Origin of the sequence: Klebsiella sp. JN_Kp127 (assembly GCF_040062505.1) — a bacterium.
Classification (GTDB): Bacteria; Pseudomonadota; Gammaproteobacteria; order Enterobacterales; family Enterobacteriaceae; genus Klebsiella; species Klebsiella quasipneumoniae.
The window spans coordinates 80,452-98,893 of record NZ_JBEAHS010000039.1 but is presented as its reverse complement, the minus strand read 5'-3'; the positions used below and the strand labels follow the sequence as shown (position 1 = coordinate 98,893).

Genomic DNA, 18,442 nt, shown 5'->3' with positions numbered 1-18,442 from the left:
CTACGCTTAGCCGGGCTACGACTGGTGCGCTCCATTTATGCCGGATGGCGGCATACATGCCTTATCCGGCCTACGTTTCTGAGGAGGCCTGCGGGATACCCCCCAGGCCCGGCAGGCGCAGCGCCGCCGGGCAGGACACTTCAAGCTCCATACCTGTGGTTGTGCCGGATGGCCGCATCAATGCCTTATCCGGCCTACGTTCCTGAGGAGGCCTGCGGGATCCCCCCGTAGGCCCGGCAAGCGCAGCGCCGCCGGGCGGTCAGACGCCAGCCCCGCATGACGACATCCACTCTTTATCTCTGACACAAACGACGGGCGATGCGCTCCAGCTTCATCATCAACAGCAGCGTGACGCCCACCAGCACGATGGTCAGCGCCGAGCCATCGGCGATATTACCGCGATCGGTCAGGCTGAAAATGGTCACCGGCAGGGTGGTCCAGCCCGGCGGATAGATCATCACCGTCGCTCCCAACTCCCCCATCGACAGCGATAAACTCAGCGCCAGCGCCGAGATCATCCATGGCGTCATCAGCGGCAGCGTCACATGGCGCAGGCGGTACCACGGGGAAGCGCCCAGGCTGGAGGCGACGTTTTCAATATCAGCGGAAATTCGCGCCAGCCCGGTGGTCACGTTGCTGAAGGTAAAGGCCGAGATCAGCACGAAATGCGCCGCCAGGACGATAAAGAAGGTGCCATTCATCTGCAGCGGCCCCTGGCTGAAGGCCACCAGAATGCCCAGTCCCACGGAAACCGAGGGGATGGCGCTGGGCAGATAAAACATCAACCCAAGATATTTCTGCAGCTTCGCGCCCGTCTGGCGCAGCGCCAGCGCCGCCCACATCCCGCATAGCAGCGCCAGCAGGCTGGCGCAGAAGCCCACCACCAGGCTGGAAAACAGCGAATCCCACGCCGCGCCGCGAAAAGCATTAACAAAGTGGGCAAAGGTAAAGCCGGTGGGCAGCAGGCCGTTCCACTGCTGGCTCAGGCTGGAGAGCAAAATCACCGCCAGCGGCAGCAGGAAGATGCCGGCAAAGAGCGTCACCGCCAGCGCGCCCGCCGCCGCGCGGCCTTTACGCGACCAAATCAACATCGTTAACTCCTTACGCCAGTGCGCGCCGCCGCCAGCCGATAGAGCATAAACAGCCCCAGCGACAGCAGAATATTCATCAGCGCGATCATGCAGGCCACGCTGTAATCCGACTCCAGAATCGCCTTGCTGTAGACCATCATCGGCAGGGTATTGACCCCTTTGGCGCCGATAAACAGCACGATACCGAACTCGTTAGTGGTCAACAGCAGGCACAGGCTGCCCCCCGCCATCAGCGCCGGCAGCGCCGCCGGGAAGATAACCTGGGTCATCACCCGCAGCGGGTGAGCGCCAAGAATACTCGCCGCTTCCAGCTGACTCTTATCGATCTGCCGCAGTCCGGCCATCAACGGGCGCATCACCAGCGGCGTAAAGACGGTGATCTCCGCCAGGATCACGCCGTTAATCGAATAGAGGAAGTCCACCGGCGGCAGTTCAAAGGCGAACAGCGCCATCAGGGCGCCGTTGAGCAGCCCCGCCGAGCCGTAAATAAAGGTGAACGCAAGAGTGATAAGGAAGGTCGGCAGCGCAATAAAAGTATCGATCACCCGGCAAATCAGCTGGCTGCCGGGGAACGGAATAAAAACCAGAATCAGCGCCAAAACGCTGCCGAGCACCAGGCAGCCAAGGGTAGCGAACACCGCAATCTGTAAGGTATTGAGCAGCGCGCCAATAAAGCGTTTTGAGTCAATCACCTGCCAGAAGGTTTCGAGGCTCAGGTTGCCGCTGGCGTCGCGCAGCGCCTGTTCGGCGATCAGCAACAGCGGATAGAAAAACAGCGTCGCCAGCACCAATAGCGGCAACGCCAGCCACAGGTAAGGGCGCAGGTTTCGCGCCGGGCGCGTAAGGATTAAGGTTTGCGCCATCATTGCTCCTCGATCAGAACCGCATCGCCAGGTTCGAAGTAGAGCGCCAGCTTGTCGCCCGCGCGCGGCAGGGGGTTGACGTGAGTCATGACGATCCGCACCGCTTCGCCCGCGACGTCGCACAGCAGATGCGTCAGATCGCCCTGCCAGTGTACCGAAGTCAGGGTGGCGTTGAGGCGATTACTGGTTGCCGATCGCGGCGCCAGGCTCATATGCTGCGGGCGAATGCATAACAGCTTGTTGTTGCCATGCAGCCCGCCCCGGCTGAAGGCGTTAACCAGGCCGCCGCCGCAGCTCACGTTAACCAGACCCGGCTGAAGACTATCGGTCAGCGCCGTCGCCTGCAGGATATTGGCGCGGCCGAGGAATTCGGCGCTAAAGCGGTTCGGCGGATAGTGGTACAGCTCGTGCGTTTCGCCATGGGCGATCATCGACCCGTCTTTCATAATGCCGATTTTATCCGCCAGAGTGAGCGCTTCGGTCTGATCGTGGGTGACGTAGAGGATGGTCAGCTCCGGCAGTTCGCGGTGCAGACGGGCAATCTCTTCCACCATGTTATGACGAATTTGCGCATCCAGCGCCGACAGCGGTTCATCAAGCAACAACACCCGAGGACGCACGGCAATGGCGCGGGCTATCGCGACGCGCTGCTGCTGGCCGCCGGAAAGCTGATGCGGATAGCGGGTGGCGTAGTCCGCCATACCAACGATTTTTAAGGCTTCAGTCACCCGCCCGGCGATCAGCGCCCTGGGCTGCTTTTGCGCCCGCAGGCCGAAGGCGACGTTGTCTTCCACCTTCATATGGGGAAACAGCGCGTAGTTCTGCACCACCATCGCCAGCCCGCGCTGGTAAGGCGGCAGGTGGGTGACGTCCGTGTCGCCGATCAGGATCCGCCCGCCAGCCGGTTGCACAAATCCGGCAATCGCCCGCAGCACGGTGGTTTTCCCGGAACCGGAAGGGCCAATCAGCGCCAGCACCTCACCGGGTTCAATGGTCAATGACAGCGGTTTTAAGACCACGTTGCCGTGGTAGGAAACGCGCAGCGAGTCCAGGGTGATCCCGGAAGTCCCCGCCAGCGACGGGGAAGGCGTGACGGTCGTTTTCATTAACATCAGGCTTACTCGCTATCGGTCACTTTATGCCAGCGGGCGATATCCGCCGAGAGAGAAAGCGCAACGTCGTCCCAGTTGGGTTCCCAGCGCTTCACGCCGTCGAGCGCCGCCTGCGCCGCCTTAAAGTTAGCGTCATCCGGCGCCACGTCGTTGCGTACCGGTAAGCCCCAGGAGCGCGCGCTGACGCTGGATTGCGCCGGTTTATCCAGCAGGAAATTAATCAGCTTTTTGCCGTTTTCGCTGTTCGGCCCGTTCTGCACCAGCCCGATGGTGTAGGGCAGCGCCAGCGCGCTGCGCTCGCCGTTATCATCCGCCGGCCAGAAAATTTTAACGTTCGGGTTACGCGCCATCTGCGACAGGTTCATCTGCAGATCGCCGTTGGCGACGTACAGCTCGCCTTTGTTGACCAGCGCCGTCAGCTTGCCGGTGGAGGCCGATGGGCCGACGTTATTGGCCTGGAGCTTGCCAAGATAGGCAAAGCCAGCGTCTTTACCGCCAAGGCTGTGGAAGGCCTGCAGCATCACCGCGGTGCCGTCCCCCGCCTGGCCCGGCGTGGAGTACTGGAGCTTATTCTTAAAACGGCTATCCAGCAGATCCTGCCAGCTGGTCGGCGCGGTTTTCAGCAACTGACCGTTATAGATGAAGGTCAGATAGTTGTTCACCAGCGGCGAATAGCGGTCGTTGGCGCCAGGGATCTGCGCGCTGCCCTGTGGAGTAAAGGTGGCCAGCAGCTGCTCTTTCGCGGCGCGCTGGATAAACGGCGGCACCGTGACCAGCACGTCGGCCTGCGGATTGGTGCGCTCCTTCGCCAGACGCTCGACAATCGCGCCGGAGCCGCCTTCCACATACTGCACTTTGATGCCCGTCGCTTTGGTGAAGGCGTCGAACTGGCTCTGATACCAGCTGTTATCGCCGTCATGCAGGCCGTCGGCGGAGTAAACCGTGACGACGCCGTCCGCCCAAACCGGGGAGCTGGTCAGCGCGAACAGGGACAGCAGGGCAAGTCGGGAGAGTTTCATCGTGTTAGCCTCATCGCAGTTAGTTATTCTGGTGTAGACCAGATTTGCCTTCACGCTACCGGGGGTTTATGACAAAACGATGAAAGAAGTGTGTCGAAAGAGTTAAAACGAGGGGAGGCATAGCCCCGGTTAACGCTGACGCCACCGGGGACACGGGAAGGATTAATTCAATAAAATCAATGGGTATCGACTTCGATCCGTAGGCTGTCATGCCGCCAGTATTCGATATCGTAATCAAGAATACGCCCGTGCTGATCGTAATTCAGCCTGCGCAGCAGCAGCGCCGGGCGCCCCTCCATCACCCCCAACGCCGCTGCGGCCTGCGGCGGCATGGAGGTGGGATAAAACGACAAATGCATACTGGTATAGATCAGGTCGTACTGGCTCTGATAAATCTCGGTCAGACTGCCGTTGAGATCGTGGCGCAGCAGCTCCGGCACCCGGGCCGGCAGGCAGTGGTTTTCGCAATAGCACACCGGACGCCCGTCGGCATAGCGCAGGCGGGTCAGCAGGTAGACCTGATCGAAAGGCTGCAGCGCCAGCGGCGCCATCACATCCAGCGGCACGGCGGATAACCGGCCATCAAGCAGCACCGTTTTCGGCTCACGTCCCTGCTCGAGACACAGCTTGTGGAAGTTGGTGTTCTGCGTCGGATCCAGCCACAGCCGCTCCGGCGTCACAAACCAGCCGCGGCGGTCGGCGCGGTAGATCACGCCGCTGGCCTCCAGCTGCGCCAGGCTCTCGCGCACGGTGATACGGGTCGTGTTGAACAACGCGCACAGCTCGCGCTCGGAAGGCAATTTATCGCCGCTTTTGAGGGCGCCGTTTTGAATACGCGCCTGCAGCTGCGCCTTAATCATCAGGTATTGCGGCATCTCGCCAGAGGGTGATTTCATGTTTACTCGCTGCCACTTTTGGTGCGCTCATTATACATAGCCAGATGAATTTTTTGTTGCAGCGCCACATTTCCTTTGACCCTGCCCCGGCTTTGTCTCCATGATAAATACCAATCTGGTATAGACCAAATGGTGAGACAAATGACTTCTCGGAACTACCTGCTGCTGACCCCCGGCCCGTTAACCACCTCCCGCACGGTGAAAGAGGCGATGTTATTCGATAGCTGCACCTGGGATGATGATTACAATCTCGGCGTGGTACAGACCATTCGTCAGCAGCTGGTGCAGCTGGCCACCCCGGCCGCCGGGTATACGGCGGTGCTGCTGCAGGGCAGCGGCAGCTACGCGGTCGAAGCGGTGCTCGGCAGCGTCATCGGCGAACAGGGCAAAGTGCTGATCGTCAGCAATGGCGCCTATGGCGCGCGCATGATTGAGATGGCGCAGCGGATGGGTATCGCCTTCCACCCTTACGACTGCGGCGAAGTCGTCCGCCCGGACGCCGCGGCGATCGCGCGGATCCTGCGGGATGACCCGGCTATCACCCATATCGCGATGGTGCATAGCGAAACCACCACCGGCATGCTCAACCCGATTGAAGAGGTGGCCGCGCTGGCGAAAGAGTATGGCAAACGCTATATCGTCGATGCGATGAGCAGCTTCGGCGGCATTCCGCTGGATATCGCCGCGCTGAATATTGACTACCTGATAAGCTCTGCCAACAAGTGCATTCAGGGCGTGCCGGGCTTCGCCTTCGTCATCGCCCGCGAATCGGAGCTGGCCGCCTGCAAAGGCCGCTCGCGCTCGCTGTCGCTGGATCTTTACGCCCAGTGGCGCTGTATGGAGGATAACCACGGCAAGTGGCGCTTCACCTCGCCGACCCATACCGTGCTGGCCTTCGCCCAGGCGCTGAAAGAGCTGGCCCAGGAGGGCGGCGTCAGCGCCCGCCATCAGCGCTATACCCGCAATCAGCGCCGACTGGTAGCCGGAATGCGCGCGCTCGGCTTCCGGCCGCTGCTCGACGACAGCCTGCACTCGCCGATCATTACCGCCTTTTATTCACCGGATGCGCCGCAGTATCGCTTTCACACCTTCTACCAGAAGCTGAAAGATCAGGGCTTCGTGATCTATCCCGGCAAAGTGTCGCAAAGCGATTGCTTCCGCATCGGCAACATCGGCGAAGTCTACGACGCCGACATCACCGCCCTGCTGGCGGCCATCGACAACGCCATGTACTGGAAACAATAAGGAACCGCCATGAACCGTATCACCGCACTCATTCTCGACTGGGCCGGCACCACCGTGGACTTCGGCTCCTTCGCGCCGACGCAAATTTTCGTCGAGGCCTTCCGCCAGGCCTTCGATATTGAGATCACCCTTGAAGAGGCCCGCGTGCCGATGGGGCTTGGCAAATGGCAGCACATTGAGGCGCTGGGCAAACTGCCGTCGGTCGACAGCCGCTGGCAGGCGAAATTTGGTCGGGCGATGACGGCCGCTGATATCGATGCGATCTACGCCGCGTTTATGCCGCTGCAAATCGCTAAGGTTGTCGATTTTTCCGCTCCGATCGCCGGCGTGGTCGACACCCTCGCCGCGCTGCGCGCCGACGGACTGAAGATCGGCTCCTGCTCGGGCTATCCGCGCCCGGTGATGGAAAAACTGGTTCCAGCCGCCGCCGCCCAGGGCTATGCCCCGGACCACTGGGTCGCCACCGATGACCTTGCCGCCGGCGGGCGTCCCGGGCCGTGGATGGCGCTGCAGAACGTGATTGCCCTGGGCATAGACGATGTGGCCCACTGCGTGAAGGTCGACGACGCCGCGCCGGGCATCAGCGAAGGGTTACATGCCGGGATGTGGAGCGTCGGCCTGGCGGTGTCGGGAAATGAATTTGGCGCCACCTGGGAGGCGTATCAGGCGATGTCGAAAGAGGAAATCGCCACCCGTCGCGAGCGGGCGGCAGGCAAGCTGTATGCCGCCGGGGCGCATTATGTGGTTGATACCCTGTCGGACCTGCCGGGGGTGATTGCGGATATCAACGCCCGGCTGGCAAAAGGCGAGCGGCCTTAAGCGGGTGAATTCACCTTCACTTTGGCCGCCACCAGCAGGCCGGTAAACAGCATCAATACCCCTGACAACACCAGCGGCGACAGCAGGCCTAAATGGTCAAGCGCAATGCCGCCGACCGCGGCCCCGCAGGTGTTGGCCAGCTGGATCACCGCCACCTGAATCGACCCGGCTTTTTCCGCCTGATCGGAGAGGGAACGGGTGATCCACGTTGACCATCCCACCGGGATGAGCGCGAACGCGAAGCCCCAGATGATCGCCACCGTCGAGGCGACGATTTTGCTTTCCCCCCACAGCACCAACGCCGCCGCGCAGGCGGTCAGCACCAGCGGCGCAATCGCCAGCGCCGCTTTCACTGAGCGTTTGAGCAGCACCGAGGAGAGCGACGTGCCGATGAAGCTGGCGATACCAAAGCTCAGCAGCACCAGCGTCAGGCCATCGACATCAAACCCGGCGAGGGTCATGTACACCGGGCGAATATAGGTAAAGAAGGCGAACTGTCCGGCAAAAGCCATGAAAATGGCGCACATGCCGGCCATCACCCCCGGCCGCTTCAGCAGGCCAAACATTTTTTGCTGCTGAGCTGCCGATTCACCCGGCAGCGACGGCAGCGCTTTCAGCACCCAGATCGTACACAGCACGCCCATCACCGCCGCGCCGTTAAACACGTTGCGCCAGCCAATAAGCCCGCCAAGAAAACTGCCCAACGGGGCGGCGATCACCAGCGCGATGGATACCGCGCCGAAGATAATCGACAGCGCTTTCGGCACCACGCGCATCGGCACCAGACGCATGGTCAGCGAGGCTGACATCGCCCAGAAACCGCCGAGCGCCAGCCCCAGACAGGCGCGTCCCAGCAGCAGCAGGGTGAAGCTATCGGCAAAGGACACCAACAGGCAGGAAAGGGTCAGCAGCAGCGAAAAGAGGATCACCACGTAGCGGCGATCGGTTTTGCCAATGACGGAGGTGATAAACAGGCTGGAAAACATCGCGACGAACGCCGTCGTCGTCACCGACTGCCCGGCCATCCCTTCGGAGATGCCTAAATCCAGCGCCATCGGCGTCAGCAGACTGACCGGTAGAAATTCGACGGTAATCAGGCAGGCGACGCAGAAAGCAACCGCGAAAACTGCCGACCAGTTTGGTCGCGCGAGCTCGCGTGCGTGGGTTTTGGCTTCATTTGAATGACTCATGAGTGACCTGCGAAGAAAGTGGCGGAAAGCTGCGCAGTGTAACATTTTGTTTGTGACGCATTTAACGTTTTCGCAACTCTTCTCGCTTTTCATAAGAGGATGCGTAGCTGCTCGCATGTTTAAAAAAACGATGCTTGCTATCGCTTTAACAAATCTCAGGAGAATTTAATGTAGCACTATGTGCTATACTTTTAACGACAGGATGTCAGCAATGCGCATCTTTAAAACCAAATGGTTCGCCAGAGAGGCTAGCTCTCATGGCATTTCCGAAGACGAGCTCTATCAGGCAATTCAATCTGCGCTTCAGGACAAAGTGGTTGATTTAGGAGGAGGGGTTTATAAAAAGCGACTCAACAAGAATCGCGATCGCGCAATCATCCTTACCAAAAGCGCAGGGTATTGGTTTTATACCTTTCTATATGCCAAACAGGATATGGCCAATATCAACCATCGCGAATTAATGGGGTTTCGTGAGTTAGCAAAACACTATGCCAATCTCTCTGAAGAGAAAACGACGGCCTTAGTTAAAAGTAAAGAATTGGTGGAGATTTGCGATGACAGCAAAAAATAAATACAAAAGCCCGGCTTTCGAAGCGATCCATAGCGCTGCGTCGGGGCTATTCAGCGTTGGCGCAATCCCACAGGAAACAATGCGCCATTTTGATGAATCATGTCTCGGTAGCGTAGCCGCACTTCAACCCATTGAAATTAAAGCGCTACGTGAACAACTCAATGTTAGCCAACCCGTGTTCGCTCGTTATCTGAATACCAGTGTGTCTACCGTGCAAAAATGGGAGACTGGCGCTAAACGACCGAGCGGAATGTCATTAAAATTGCTTAGCGTCGTACAAAAACACGGCCTGAAAATCCTACTGTAGTTATTCTGCCGGATGGCGCTTACGCTTATCCGGCCTACAAGGAACGTAAGGGAGATATGGTTTTGAACCACAGGCCGGATAACAATGATATCAGTGCAACCAGTGCACGCCGTCTTCCGGGAGAAACAGGTCGTTATAGCGCTGCTGAAGGTTATGCAAATCGCTCACATCCGGATCCAGCTCGCGCAGAAACCCTTGCGCCAGACGGATTTGCGCGTCGGTGATCGGCGCCGCTAAACGCGCTTTTTGCATCAGGCGATACCAGTAATGCAGGTTTTTTTCGCTGGCGTCGACAATCGCAACCTGCCAGATCAGCAGCACCTGCGCGGCATTCTGCAGATGCGCTTCATTCGGCCGTTCCAGGTAACGCAAATACTCATTGCCGGCGGTTTTACCCAGCTGATCGATCATCGATTCCAGCGGGACGGGCGTAATGCCAAGGCGTTCGCTCAGGCGGCGGATCGCGCGGCGTGAATCAGAGGTAAGCACCCGAAATCCCACAACAAACACCACTACCAGGGTGGCCAGTCCTATCCAGATCATGCATCCTCTCATCCAATCGCAGCCTGACTATCATAATGGGAATTTGCCTGCTGTCGACTGCCGGACCTGGCATAATGCGCAAGAAATAAAAAAGCCCGGCGCGAAGGCCGGGCAAGGTTACCCAATACCTGGTGAATCAGGCGGTCTGCAAAATACGGTTCTTTTTCTCGCGGCGAATTTTACGCTCTTCGAAGATAGCCACGATGGCCATCAGGCAGATACAGCCGATGGCGGCGGCGTCCAGCGCCGCAAAGGTGCCGGCCCAGCCGGTGAGACCGAAGACCGGCGTGCCGTCGGCGATCATCCCCAGGCCCAGCTTGGCGAAGCTATCGCCGATCAGATAGGCGAAAGTGCCCTTGATCCCATCGGCGGCGCCGATCGCTTTTTTCGGTACGAAACCGACGGCGGCGACGCCGATCAGCAGCTGCGGACCAAACACCAGGAAGCCCAGCGCAAACAGCGAGGCCAGGTAGACGTACTGGTTGCTGGCATGTTGATAAACGCCGAGGGTGGCGATAATCAGCGCCAGCGCGATGCAGGCCACCAGCGCGCGGCGGCCGTTGGCCAGGTCCGACAGCCAGCCCCACAGCAGCGTGCCAACCAGGGCGCCGACTTCAAACAGGGTAAAGCCCTGAATCGCCACTTCTTTAGACAGCTTCAGCTCCTGGAAGGCATACACGGTGGACCACTGATCGATACCAATACGCACCACGTAGAGGAAGATGTTGGAGAAGCACAGCAGCCAGATCACTTTGTTTTTCAGCACGTACTCAACAAAGATCTGCCACTTGGTCATCGCGTTTTCTTCGGTCTCTTTATCCTCTTCGCTGATCGCTTCGCCAAACAGCTCTTCCGCCGTGCCGAGGCCATAGGATTCCGGGGAGTCGCTACCATAGCGCAGGCCAATAAAGCCGACGATTAACGCAATAATCGACGGGAAGATAAACATGCCGATCACGTGGCCGTCGAACAGGTAGTTGGCGCCAAACAGCGCCACGCCCGCCGCGCCGGCGCCGCCGAGGTTGTGAGAGATATTCCAGAAGCCGAGGAAGGTGCCGCGCTTACGGCGAGGCGTCCATTTGGTGATGGTGGAATAACTGCACGAGCCGCCGGTGCTCTGGAAAAAGCCACTCAGCGCATAGAAGGCGATCATCAGGAACAGGCTGGTGGAACCCGCGCCCATGCTGGCGCTAAAGCCCAGCATGCAGATGGCGGAGAGGATCAACATAAACGGCAGGAACTGCTTGGTGTTTTTGCCATCGGCATAGTAGGAAACCAGGGTTTTCCCTACGCCGTAGGTAATGGAGAAGCCCAGGCCAATCATCCCCAGCTGCGTCATGCTCAACCCGTAGGTGGAGATCATGTCGTTCTGCGCAATATTAAAGTTCTTGCGGATCAGATACATGGTCAGGTAGCCGATGAAGACCACCAGATAGGACTGCATGAAAGGTTTGAACCACATTTTGCGCCGCACGTCGAGCGGCAGATCCAGGGTCGGCTTACGAACCTGATTCAGAAAGGCCAGCATGGGTATCTCCTGAGCTGATTTTTTATGCCTGCGTCATAGCCAGGCATTGTAAAAATCAGCGCGCCGTCTGGCCTGAGACGGCGTCCAGGTGAAACCGGGAAAATTTCCTAGTTTTGCCCCATTCGCGGCGAAAGAGTGAGATGCATCACGCTTCACTGGCCGCGCGCGGCGCCTGGGCGTTTAAGAACGGCAGCAGCAGCAGCGCGGAAATGCCGGCGGCAATCGCGATCGCCACGAAGAATCCGGTCCAGTGCCAGATATCCATTACCTGCGCCAGCGGCCAGCCGGAAAGCGACGCGCCAAGATACGCGAACAGGCCGACAAACCCGGTGGCCGCCCCGGCGGCCTCTTTATGCGAACACTCCGCCGCCGCCATGCCGATCAGCATCTGCGGGCCGAAGACGAAGAAACCGGTGGTGAAGAAGCAGGCCGCCTGCATCACGTAGCTGGCGAACGGCATCAGCCACAGGCCGCCAACCGACAGCAAAATTCCGGCGGCGAAGATCAGGTTCATCGGCCCGCGATTGCCGTTAAACAGCTTATCCGAGCCCCACCCCGCCACCAGCGCGCCGATAAATCCGCCCAGCTCGAACATGGTTACCGCCGAGTTAGCGGTCACCAGATCGACGCCAAGCGTCTCCGACATATACAGATTGCCCCAGTCGTTAATCGCCGCCCGCACCACGTACACCAGCACATAGCACAGCGACAGCAGCCAGATATAGGGGTTGGCCAGCACGTAGCGGGTGAGGATCTCTTTGCGCGTCAGTCCGGCGCCCTCCTGCTGCTGGGCAATCTCCAGCGCATCGTGACGCCAGTCGCCGACGGCGGGCAGCCCCACCGCCTGCGGACGATCCCGCAGTCGCCAGCACAGGTATAATCCGGCGAGGATCGCCAGGCCCCCGGCGATGATCATCCCCGCGCGCCAGCCGTAATGTAGCGCCGCCGCCCCCACTACCATCGGGATCAGCGCGCCGCCAACGTTATGCGCCGTATTCCACAGCGCCCACCAGCCGCCGCGCTCGGTGCGTGAATACCAGGCCGTCAGCAGCCGGGCGCAGACCGGCGAGCCCCACCCCTGGAAGAAGGCGTTCAGCGCCCACAGCAGGGCGAAGGCCCACAGTGAGGAAGAAAAACCGAACAGAATATTCACCACCCCGGTGGCGATAAGCCCCAGCCCCATAAAATAGCGGGCGTCGGAGCGGTCGCTGACGATACCGGAGAAAAATTTCGACAGTCCGTAGGTGATGTAGAACAGCGTGGCCAGCAGCCCGATATCGCTGCGGGTCAGCACGTTGCTGGCGAGAATATCAGGAACCGCGGCGTTAAAGCTTTTGCGGGTGAAATAGAACAGCGCGTAGCCCAGCCAGATGGTCAACAGGATATGGCGACGCCAGTAGCGATAACGCGCATCAAGCTCGCGTTTATCGCTAATCGGCGCGGCGTCCGGCGGGGCTTTTAAAAAGGAGAACATCGGCGATCCTCTCAGGCGTAACGCAGCGGTAGATTGACGCACACCCGGGTACCGTGGGTGCAGGAGATCGTCAGCGTGCCCCCCAGGGCGGTCACGCGCTCGCGCATGCCGGTCAGACCGAACCCCTGTGCGCTGGAGCCCGGCGGCAGGCCGCAGCCGTCATCTTCCAGCACCAGCATCAGTCGCTCCTCCTGCTGCCAGCCCTGCAGGGTCACGGCGCTGGCGCTGGCATGCTTGACGATATTGTTCAGTCCCTCCTGGCAGACGCGGAACAGGGTCACGCGCTGGTTTTCACTCAGCTCCGCCTCGTTAATCCGCCAGTCGAGATGGCTGACGATGCCGCGGTCCTCCAGCTCCATTTCGCGCATCAGAGAACGTACCGCCTGCTCCAGCGGCAGGTCGTCAAGCTGGCGCGGACGAAGACGGCCCAGCAGGCGACGCACCGAGTCATACACCCCCAGCGACAGGTGTTCAATCAGTTGGCCGCTCTGGCGAACGCTGGCGTTGTCCGGCGCCAGCCGCTGGACGATCCCCGCCTGGGTGCGTATTGCCGTGATGGTCTGCCCGATATCATCGTGGAGCTCGCGGGCAACGTCGCGGCGCACGCTCTCTTCAGTCTCCAGCAGACGATCCGCCAGCCGCCGATTGCGCGCCAGCTCGCTCTGTAGCGACTGGTTCAGCTCGCGCAATCGCTGGATCCCCGCCCCCAGCAGCAGCCCGGTGAGGCTCTGCGCCAGCAGCGAAAGCAGGAGATCGACGGGGTGATCGTGCCAGGTCTGGCTGGCAATCAGGGCGATCGCGTTCATCAGCGTAGCGATCAGCGCTCCCTGCCAGCCGTAGTGCCAGGCCAGAGCGATAATCGGCAGCGCGAGGCAAAACGGGGTAAAGCGGGAGAGCTCGGCGGGCAGCCCAAGCTGCAGCCACAGGCTTATGGTGAATAACAGCAGATACCAGATCAGATGCCGCCCGCGCCAGTTTACCGGCTGCGCCACCAGCGACGGCCCCAGCGGCCGCCAGACGGTGCTGGTGAGGTAGTGCCAGAACACCAGACAGGTCGGCGCCAGGGTCAGGCCGCCGGTGAGCGTCAACAGCAGGGCGTTAAGCCCCTCGTCCCCCTCCGCCAGCCAGGGCAGCGATTGCAGCAGCGCGGCGGCCATTAACGCCCCGCCCTGACGCAGAAGCGTCAGCCAGTCGCGCTGCTGGCGATATCGCGAGATCAGCGCCACCGGCAGGAGGGTCAGCAGGCTTCCGGTCATCAATATTATCGGATGCGCCAGCGCCACTTCCTGCGTCAGCCAGAAGATCAGCAGCCACTCGCTTCCCAGCAGCACCGGCCAGTAGCCGCGCGGGCACTGGAGCATCAGCCCCAGCCGCAGGCCGAAGGGGAACAGCAGCACTGCCAGATCGGCGCGCTCCACCAGATGCAGGCTGATGCTCCACAGACAAAACCAGGCGGCGGCGAAGATAAAGGCGCAGCCGATCACCGACAGCAGGCGCGGGAGTAAGGTCTTCATTGCCAGCTGTCAAACATGCGGCGCGCCAGCTCGACGTCATTGCTGACGCCCAGCTTTTCCAGCAGGTTGGCGCGGTGAACGTGGACGGTTTTCGGCGACAGCCCGAGCTCAGCGGCGATCTCTTTTACCGCCATGCCCTGCGCCAGCTTTTCCGCCACCTGACGTTCGCGTTTGGTGAGCGGATCCTGACGCCCGGCGGCCAGCTTCATGGCGATATCCGGCGTGAGATAGCAGCCGCCCGCCGCCACCGTGCGCACCGCGGCGATAAGTTCGTCCGGGCTGCAGCGTTTCGACAGAAAGCCGCGCGCGCCGGCGTTGAGCGCCTGCTCGACCAGCGCCGGGCTGTCGTGCACCGACAGCATAATGGTCGCCATCCCCTTCGGCAGCTGGCTGAGCAGCTCCAGCCCGGAAATATCCGGCATCGAGATATCGCAGATACAGATCTGAACGCCGCGCCCCGGCAACCCCGCCAGCGCCTCGCGGCCGCTGCCAAATTCGGCGACAACCTGAAAATCAGTTTCCAGCCCCAGCAGCTGAGCAAAGCCGGAGCGGACAATCAAATGATCGTCAATAAGGGCGATGGTGGTCATGGTGTTTCCTGGTGCCTGAAAGCGCCGGATGGCGGCGTAAACGCCTTATCCGGCCTACGGATTCACTCCCTGTAGGCCGGATAAGCGCAGCGCCATCCGGCAAAGGCGCTTACCTTAGCGGTAAGCGCCTAGCTGTTCAAGCCTTGCGCGATTTACTCGAAGAACACCGCAATTTTGTTAAACATGGTGGGATCGGACTGGTTACGCGCCACTTTGGTGACATCTTCCAGCTTTTCAATCTGGCTAATCATCTGCCCGAGACGCTGATCGTCGTTCACCAGCAGCCAGATGCGGCTGTGTTCGCTGCCCTGAATCGGTAGACAGAGAATACCTTCGACGTTAAACGCGCGGCGGGCAAAAAGCCCGCAGACGTGGGTCATGACGCCGGGGTGGTTGCGGACGGTGAGTTCCAGGATGACGTTATCACAGTGTTTTTGCATGGCTTATTCCCCCACCATTTCAGTATTAGCCGCACCCGGCGGTACCATCGGATACACTTTCTGCTGCGCGTCGATGCGCACGTGGATCAGCGCCGGCCCCGGACGGTCGATGATCGCCTGCAGCGCCGCCTGCGGATCGGCTTCGTTATTTAAATCACAGGTTTGCAGGCCAAAACCGGCGGCAATCTGCATAAAGTTAATCATCCCCGGATAGGTGGCGGCAAAAACCCCCTGCTGATAGAACAGGCTCTGCTGCTGATGCACCAGCCCCAGCGCTTCGTTGTTCAGCAGGATAATTTTTACATCCAGCTGATTTTCAGCGGCGGTGGCCATCTCCTGAATATTCATCATCAGGCTGCCGTCGCCGGAGAAGCAGATAACCTTGCGCTGCGGATTCGCCAGCGCCGCGCCGATCGCCGCCGGCAGGCCGAAGCCCATGGTGCCAAGACCGCCGGAGGTCAGCCACTGGCGCGGACGGTTGAGCGGGTAGGCCTGCGCCGTCCACATCTGGTGCTGGCCTACGTCGGTGGTGATGATCGCTTCATCATCCACGCAGGCGGCCACGGCGTTAATCAGGCCATAATGGGAGAGCGGGTCGCTTTCCTGCGGGATGGCGCAGGGGAATTCGCGCTGCAAGTCGGCCACCAGCTGGCGCCACTCCTCGCGCGGCTGTGCCTCAACCTGCGGGTTCAGCTGGGCTAAGACTTCCGCCACATCGCCCTGAATCGCCACGTGCGGTTGCTTAATTTTGCCCAGCTCGGCGCGGTCGATATCGACGTGGATAATCTTCGCGTTCGGGCAGAACTGCTCGGTCTTGCCAATCGCCCGGTCATCAAAACGCGCGCCTAAAACAATCAGTAAATCCGCCTCCTGCAGAATGAAGTTGGTGCTGCGCGCGCCATGCATGCCCAGCATCCCCAGCGACAGCGGGTGCGCCTTCGGCAGCATGCCCAGCGCCATCAGGGTCATGGTGGTCGGCAGGTTGGCTTTTTCCGCCAGCTCACGGATCTCCTGCGGCGCGTTAATCACCCCGCCGCCCAGATAGAGCACCGGACGCTTCGCCGCGTTGATCATCGCCGCCGCTTCGCGCACGCTTTCGGGGGCAAATGCCGGCGCTGCGGCGCGCTCGCCCGGCTCCGGCAGCGTTTCCAGCTCAATGGTCGCCGACTGTACGTCCTTAGGAATGTCTATCCACACCGGCCCGGGACGCCCGGACTGAGCAATACGGAAGGCGTCGCTGATCACCTGCGGCAGCTCGGCGATGTCGCGCACCAGATAGTTATGTTTGGTGATGGGGATAGAGATGCCGTAGGTGTCCACTTCCTGGAAGGCGTCGGTGCCGATCATCGATGCCGGCACCTGGCCGGTGATGCAGACCAGCGGAATCGAATCCAGGCGGGCATCGGCGATCGCCGTCACCAGGTTCGTCGCCCCCGGGCCGCTGCAGGCCATACAGACCGCCGGTTTGCCTTCGGTACGCGCCATCCCCTGGGCGATAAAGCCCGCGCCCTGCTCGTGGCGCGCCAGGATGTGGCGGATCTGCGTGCTCTGGCTTAAGGCATCGTAGATAGGCAGGATGGAGCCGCCCGGAATGCCGCTAACCATAGTGATACCCTGGCGTTCCAGTAAATGAACAACCAGCTGCGCGCCGGTAAAGCGCATTGTGTTTGATGTGGTGCCCGAACTTGCCATGCTCCAGTCCTTTTCTTCTGGGCCGACTTTACCGGGGGGCTCGCCAACAAAAAACCCCGCTCGGTTTGCGCCGGCGGGGTTTGGAATTCGTGTTGTTCCGGACCCTACGGCGCATTGCCGACGACGACCACCACAGACACGACGACCACCGCGGCTGGCGCGGTTTTTAGTAGGGTCGAAGCGATCAGGGTTGCGTTCATTAGGGACCTGTTGTGTCGAAAAATAAGCTGAATTTATACAAACACAGGTTTTACGTTTTCACAATGGATTTATTTTCATCCACGAAAATTTGCGCGAAAGATCACAGTTCGGCGCAAAAGGGCAGAAAACAAAAAACCCCGCCGGAGCGAGGTTTTTATCAGCATGGTTACAGGTGGTAGCCGCAAGCACACTGTATTACGTCAACGACAAAAGTATACGCGATCGCTGCAGTTCGCGCAATTTAAGGTCGGTTTTTCTCTGTCATAGAGTATGGGATAGCGCGGCGGATTTGTCCAAAAAACACTGTTCATCCATACAGTATTTATCTATACTGGGTGTGTTCACGGTGTGCCATTCGGGGGCCGCAAGTTTGACCGGCGCAACGAAGTCCTGGCTGAAACGGGTGGTGCCGTCAGTGCCTTAACCCCGAGAGAGCACACTGTGTTACGTCAACAACGTGCAGTTACTGGCCCGCGCGGCAACGCGTGGTTCAGCGCTGCGCACCCCTGTCGTTGCAGGCGGCGGGCCGGGAAGCCGTCCACGGAAGGAGCCACCACAGGCCAGGGCGACGCCGCCGGCGACAGGCAGGGATAAGCTGACAACGGGCAGCGGAAAGGTACGTCAGCTTATTGTGCTCCTTAACCACAGGAGACGCGCGTATGGGCGGAATGGATATTATTATTTTAATCCTGAAACTCATGGTTGCTGTGTTGCAACTACTTGATGCAGTCCTGAAACAGTTCCGCTGATTCAGGTTCAAGTCGCACCTGAGGGGGGCGGGAAACCGCCCCCCTGCAGGCGCCCGCCGGGCGTCCCGGGATGACTTGATGGAGGAAGCTATGCCACCCCTGTTAATTGCCGCCACGACGCCGGATGCCCCGGGGTTCGCGGCGCTGCGCACCGAAAGCCTTGAACAGCATTTCAATATGCTGCGCCGCCTGGCGGAAAACTGGCAGAGCGGCAAAAACCGCTTTACCGCGCCGGGCGAAACGCTGCTGGGCGCCTTCGTGAATCACCAGCTGGTTGGGGTATGCGGCATCAATAGCGATCCCTTCAGCCCCCAGCCGCGGGCCGGGCGTATTCGCCACCTCTACATCAGCGAGCGCTACCGCCGCCGGGGGATCGGCCAGCAGCTGCTGGTCTCGGTTATCACCCACTCCAGCGCCTGGTTCGATTTTCTCAACACCCACGCTCCGGCGCAGGCCTGGCCCTTTTATGAAAGACTTGGCTTTCGCCCGGTGTACGATGAACCGCGGGTGACGCATCGCCTGTTTTGTTCGCTGTAGCCCCGCTGGCTGGCAGCGCGGGCGCGTGTTACAGTCCGGTGACCTTCACTGTTGAACCTGT

General features: G+C 60.2%; 21 protein-coding genes. 7 read left to right on the top strand and 14 right to left on the bottom strand.

What is annotated here, in order from left to right; genetic code table 11:
• Positions 1 to 293 precede the first annotated feature (293 nt).
• From phnV to phnR, 5 genes are all read right to left on the bottom strand, one after another.
• Positions 294 to 1,091: a 2-aminoethylphosphonate ABC transport system, membrane component PhnV gene (phnV, locus tag ABLV04_RS15035; protein WP_023291426.1), complete on the bottom strand. Its 798-nt coding sequence runs from the start codon at positions 1,089 to 1,091 to the stop codon at positions 294 to 296.
• Positions 1,092 to 1,093: 2 nt separating this feature from the next.
• Positions 1,094 to 1,954, bottom strand: coding sequence for a 2-aminoethylphosphonate ABC transporter permease subunit (gene phnU / locus ABLV04_RS15030; RefSeq protein WP_032454409.1), 861 nt, complete (start codon positions 1,952 to 1,954; stop codon positions 1,094 to 1,096).
• Positions 1,954 to 3,066, bottom strand: a complete 1,113-nt coding sequence (gene phnT / locus ABLV04_RS15025; protein ID WP_180266312.1) for a 2-aminoethylphosphonate ABC transport system ATP-binding subunit PhnT — start codon at positions 3,064 to 3,066, stop codon at positions 1,954 to 1,956. The genes phnU and phnT overlap by 1 nt, the downstream gene beginning before the upstream one ends.
• 5 nt (positions 3,067 to 3,071) lie before the next feature.
• Positions 3,072 to 4,085, bottom strand: coding sequence for a 2-aminoethylphosphonate ABC transporter substrate-binding protein (gene phnS / locus ABLV04_RS15020; protein ID WP_064155649.1), 1,014 nt, complete (start codon positions 4,083 to 4,085; stop codon positions 3,072 to 3,074).
• A 176-nt stretch (positions 4,086 to 4,261) separates the two neighbouring features.
• The gene (gene phnR / locus ABLV04_RS15015) at positions 4,262 to 4,981 is read right to left on the bottom strand and encodes a phosphonate utilization transcriptional regulator PhnR (RefSeq protein ID WP_023291430.1); all 720 of its coding nucleotides are present in this window, start codon (positions 4,979 to 4,981) and stop codon (positions 4,262 to 4,264) included.
• Between the two features lie 141 nt (positions 4,982 to 5,122).
• Here phnR and phnW point away from each other — a divergent pair, with 141 nt between their 5' ends.
• The gene (gene phnW / locus ABLV04_RS15010; protein WP_048298587.1) at positions 5,123 to 6,226 is read left to right on the top strand and encodes a 2-aminoethylphosphonate--pyruvate transaminase; all 1,104 of its coding nucleotides are present in this window, start codon (positions 5,123 to 5,125) and stop codon (positions 6,224 to 6,226) included.
• A 9-nt stretch (positions 6,227 to 6,235) separates the two neighbouring features.
• Positions 6,236 to 7,045, top strand: coding sequence for a phosphonoacetaldehyde hydrolase (phnX, locus tag ABLV04_RS15005; RefSeq protein WP_048335629.1), 810 nt, complete (start codon positions 6,236 to 6,238; stop codon positions 7,043 to 7,045).
• Here the strand turns inward: phnX and nepI are convergent.
• Positions 7,042 to 8,235, bottom strand: a complete 1,194-nt coding sequence (gene nepI / locus ABLV04_RS15000) for a purine ribonucleoside efflux pump NepI (protein ID WP_032454414.1) — start codon at positions 8,233 to 8,235, stop codon at positions 7,042 to 7,044. The two genes, phnX and nepI, sit on opposite strands and share 4 nt — an antisense overlap.
• Positions 8,236 to 8,446: 211 nt before the next feature.
• On the opposite strand from nepI, the gene ABLV04_RS14995 reads away from it, so the two are divergent.
• Entirely contained in the window at positions 8,447 to 8,806 is a 360-nt protein-coding gene (locus tag ABLV04_RS14995; RefSeq protein ID WP_135732621.1) for a type II toxin-antitoxin system RelE/ParE family toxin, read from the top strand.
• Positions 8,790 to 9,113: a DNA-binding transcriptional regulator gene (locus tag ABLV04_RS14990; RefSeq protein WP_004173862.1), complete on the top strand. Its 324-nt coding sequence runs from the start codon at positions 8,790 to 8,792 to the stop codon at positions 9,111 to 9,113. Before ABLV04_RS14995 ends, ABLV04_RS14990 begins: the two co-directional genes overlap by 17 nt.
• Positions 9,114 to 9,203: 90 nt before the next feature.
• Here ABLV04_RS14990 and ABLV04_RS14985 read toward each other — a convergent pair whose 3' ends face one another.
• The 8 genes from ABLV04_RS14985 to ivbL all read right to left on the bottom strand — a co-directional run bounded on the left by ABLV04_RS14985 (position 9,204) and on the right by ivbL (position 17,094).
• Positions 9,204 to 9,656: a DUF1198 family protein gene (locus ABLV04_RS14985; protein WP_004901545.1), complete on the bottom strand. Its 453-nt coding sequence runs from the start codon at positions 9,654 to 9,656 to the stop codon at positions 9,204 to 9,206.
• Between the two features lie 136 nt (positions 9,657 to 9,792).
• The gene (gene uhpT, locus ABLV04_RS14980) at positions 9,793 to 11,184 is read right to left on the bottom strand and encodes a hexose-6-phosphate:phosphate antiporter (RefSeq protein WP_004202242.1); all 1,392 of its coding nucleotides are present in this window, start codon (positions 11,182 to 11,184) and stop codon (positions 9,793 to 9,795) included.
• 145 nt (positions 11,185 to 11,329) lie between these two features.
• The gene (locus tag ABLV04_RS14975; RefSeq protein ID WP_223064088.1) at positions 11,330 to 12,658 is read right to left on the bottom strand and encodes an MFS transporter; all 1,329 of its coding nucleotides are present in this window, start codon (positions 12,656 to 12,658) and stop codon (positions 11,330 to 11,332) included.
• Between the two features lie 11 nt (positions 12,659 to 12,669).
• A complete protein-coding gene (uhpB, locus tag ABLV04_RS14970) occupies positions 12,670 to 14,151 on the bottom strand; it encodes a signal transduction histidine-protein kinase/phosphatase UhpB (RefSeq protein WP_179207792.1) in 1,482 nt (493 codons plus the stop codon).
• Between the two features lie 17 nt (positions 14,152 to 14,168).
• Entirely contained in the window at positions 14,169 to 14,762 is a 594-nt protein-coding gene (gene uhpA / locus ABLV04_RS14965; protein ID WP_049013464.1) for a transcriptional regulator UhpA, read from the bottom strand.
• Between the two features lie 152 nt (positions 14,763 to 14,914).
• Positions 14,915 to 15,202: an acetolactate synthase small subunit gene (gene ilvN, locus ABLV04_RS14960; RefSeq protein WP_017899675.1), complete on the bottom strand. Its 288-nt coding sequence runs from the start codon at positions 15,200 to 15,202 to the stop codon at positions 14,915 to 14,917.
• Between the two features lie 3 nt (positions 15,203 to 15,205).
• Positions 15,206 to 16,894: an acetolactate synthase large subunit gene (ilvB, locus tag ABLV04_RS14955; RefSeq protein WP_023291439.1), complete on the bottom strand. Its 1,689-nt coding sequence runs from the start codon at positions 16,892 to 16,894 to the stop codon at positions 15,206 to 15,208.
• A gap of 104 nt (positions 16,895 to 16,998) precedes the next feature.
• On the bottom strand, positions 16,999 to 17,094 hold the full coding sequence (gene ivbL / locus ABLV04_RS14950; protein WP_002923286.1) for an ilvB operon leader peptide IvbL: 96 nt from the start codon (positions 17,092 to 17,094) through the stop codon (positions 16,999 to 17,001).
• 12 nt (positions 17,095 to 17,106) lie between these two features.
• On the opposite strand from ivbL, the gene ABLV04_RS14945 reads away from it, so the two are divergent.
• The 3 genes from ABLV04_RS14945 (at position 17,107) to ABLV04_RS14935 (ending at position 18,381) form a co-directional block, all read left to right on the top strand.
• Positions 17,107 to 17,274: a hypothetical protein gene (locus ABLV04_RS14945; protein WP_014343455.1), complete on the top strand. Its 168-nt coding sequence runs from the start codon at positions 17,107 to 17,109 to the stop codon at positions 17,272 to 17,274.
• Positions 17,275 to 17,724: 450 nt separating this feature from the next.
• Entirely contained in the window at positions 17,725 to 17,844 is a 120-nt protein-coding gene (gene tisB / locus ABLV04_RS14940) for a type I toxin-antitoxin system toxin TisB (RefSeq protein WP_004145059.1), read from the top strand.
• Positions 17,845 to 17,934: 90 nt separating this feature from the next.
• Entirely contained in the window at positions 17,935 to 18,381 is a 447-nt protein-coding gene (locus ABLV04_RS14935) for a GNAT family N-acetyltransferase (RefSeq protein WP_004202251.1), read from the top strand.
• Positions 18,382 to 18,442: the final 61 nt, after the last annotated feature.

What these genes read in the sequence shown, in the direction of transcription:
- phnX (WP_048335629.1), top strand. Translation starts at nt 6,236, where the DNA reads ATGAACCGTATCACCGCACTCATTCTCGACTGGGCCGGCACCACCGTG.
- phnS (WP_064155649.1), bottom strand. Translation starts at nt 4,085, where the DNA reads ATGAAACTCTCCCGACTTGCCCTGCTGTCCCTGTTCGCGCTGACCAGC.
- ABLV04_RS14985 (WP_004901545.1), bottom strand. Translation starts at nt 9,656, where the DNA reads ATGATCTGGATAGGACTGGCCACCCTGGTAGTGGTGTTTGTTGTGGGA.
- ilvN (WP_017899675.1), bottom strand. Translation starts at nt 15,202, where the DNA reads ATGCAAAAACACTGTGATAACGTCATCCTGGAACTCACCGTCCGCAAC.
- uhpT (WP_004202242.1), bottom strand. Translation starts at nt 11,184, where the DNA reads ATGCTGGCCTTTCTGAATCAGGTTCGTAAGCCGACCCTGGATCTGCCG.
- phnW (WP_048298587.1), top strand. Translation starts at nt 5,123, where the DNA reads ATGACTTCTCGGAACTACCTGCTGCTGACCCCCGGCCCGTTAACCACC.
- ABLV04_RS14995 (WP_135732621.1), top strand. Translation starts at nt 8,447, where the DNA reads ATGCGCATCTTTAAAACCAAATGGTTCGCCAGAGAGGCTAGCTCTCAT.
- uhpA (WP_049013464.1), bottom strand. Translation starts at nt 14,762, where the DNA reads ATGACCACCATCGCCCTTATTGACGATCATTTGATTGTCCGCTCCGGC.
- ABLV04_RS14975 (WP_223064088.1), bottom strand. Translation starts at nt 12,658, where the DNA reads ATGTTCTCCTTTTTAAAAGCCCCGCCGGACGCCGCGCCGATTAGCGAT.
- phnV (WP_023291426.1), bottom strand. Translation starts at nt 1,091, where the DNA reads ATGTTGATTTGGTCGCGTAAAGGCCGCGCGGCGGCGGGCGCGCTGGCG.
- nepI (WP_032454414.1), bottom strand. Translation starts at nt 8,235, where the DNA reads ATGAGTCATTCAAATGAAGCCAAAACCCACGCACGCGAGCTCGCGCGA.
- ivbL (WP_002923286.1), bottom strand. Translation starts at nt 17,094, where the DNA reads ATGAACGCAACCCTGATCGCTTCGACCCTACTAAAAACCGCGCCAGCC.
- ABLV04_RS14990 (WP_004173862.1), top strand. Translation starts at nt 8,790, where the DNA reads ATGACAGCAAAAAATAAATACAAAAGCCCGGCTTTCGAAGCGATCCAT.
- phnR (WP_023291430.1), bottom strand. Translation starts at nt 4,981, where the DNA reads ATGAAATCACCCTCTGGCGAGATGCCGCAATACCTGATGATTAAGGCG.
- ilvB (WP_023291439.1), bottom strand. Translation starts at nt 16,894, where the DNA reads ATGGCAAGTTCGGGCACCACATCAAACACAATGCGCTTTACCGGCGCG.
- phnT (WP_180266312.1), bottom strand. Translation starts at nt 3,066, where the DNA reads ATGTTAATGAAAACGACCGTCACGCCTTCCCCGTCGCTGGCGGGGACT.
- phnU (WP_032454409.1), bottom strand. Translation starts at nt 1,954, where the DNA reads ATGGCGCAAACCTTAATCCTTACGCGCCCGGCGCGAAACCTGCGCCCT.
- ABLV04_RS14935 (WP_004202251.1), top strand. Translation starts at nt 17,935, where the DNA reads ATGCCACCCCTGTTAATTGCCGCCACGACGCCGGATGCCCCGGGGTTC.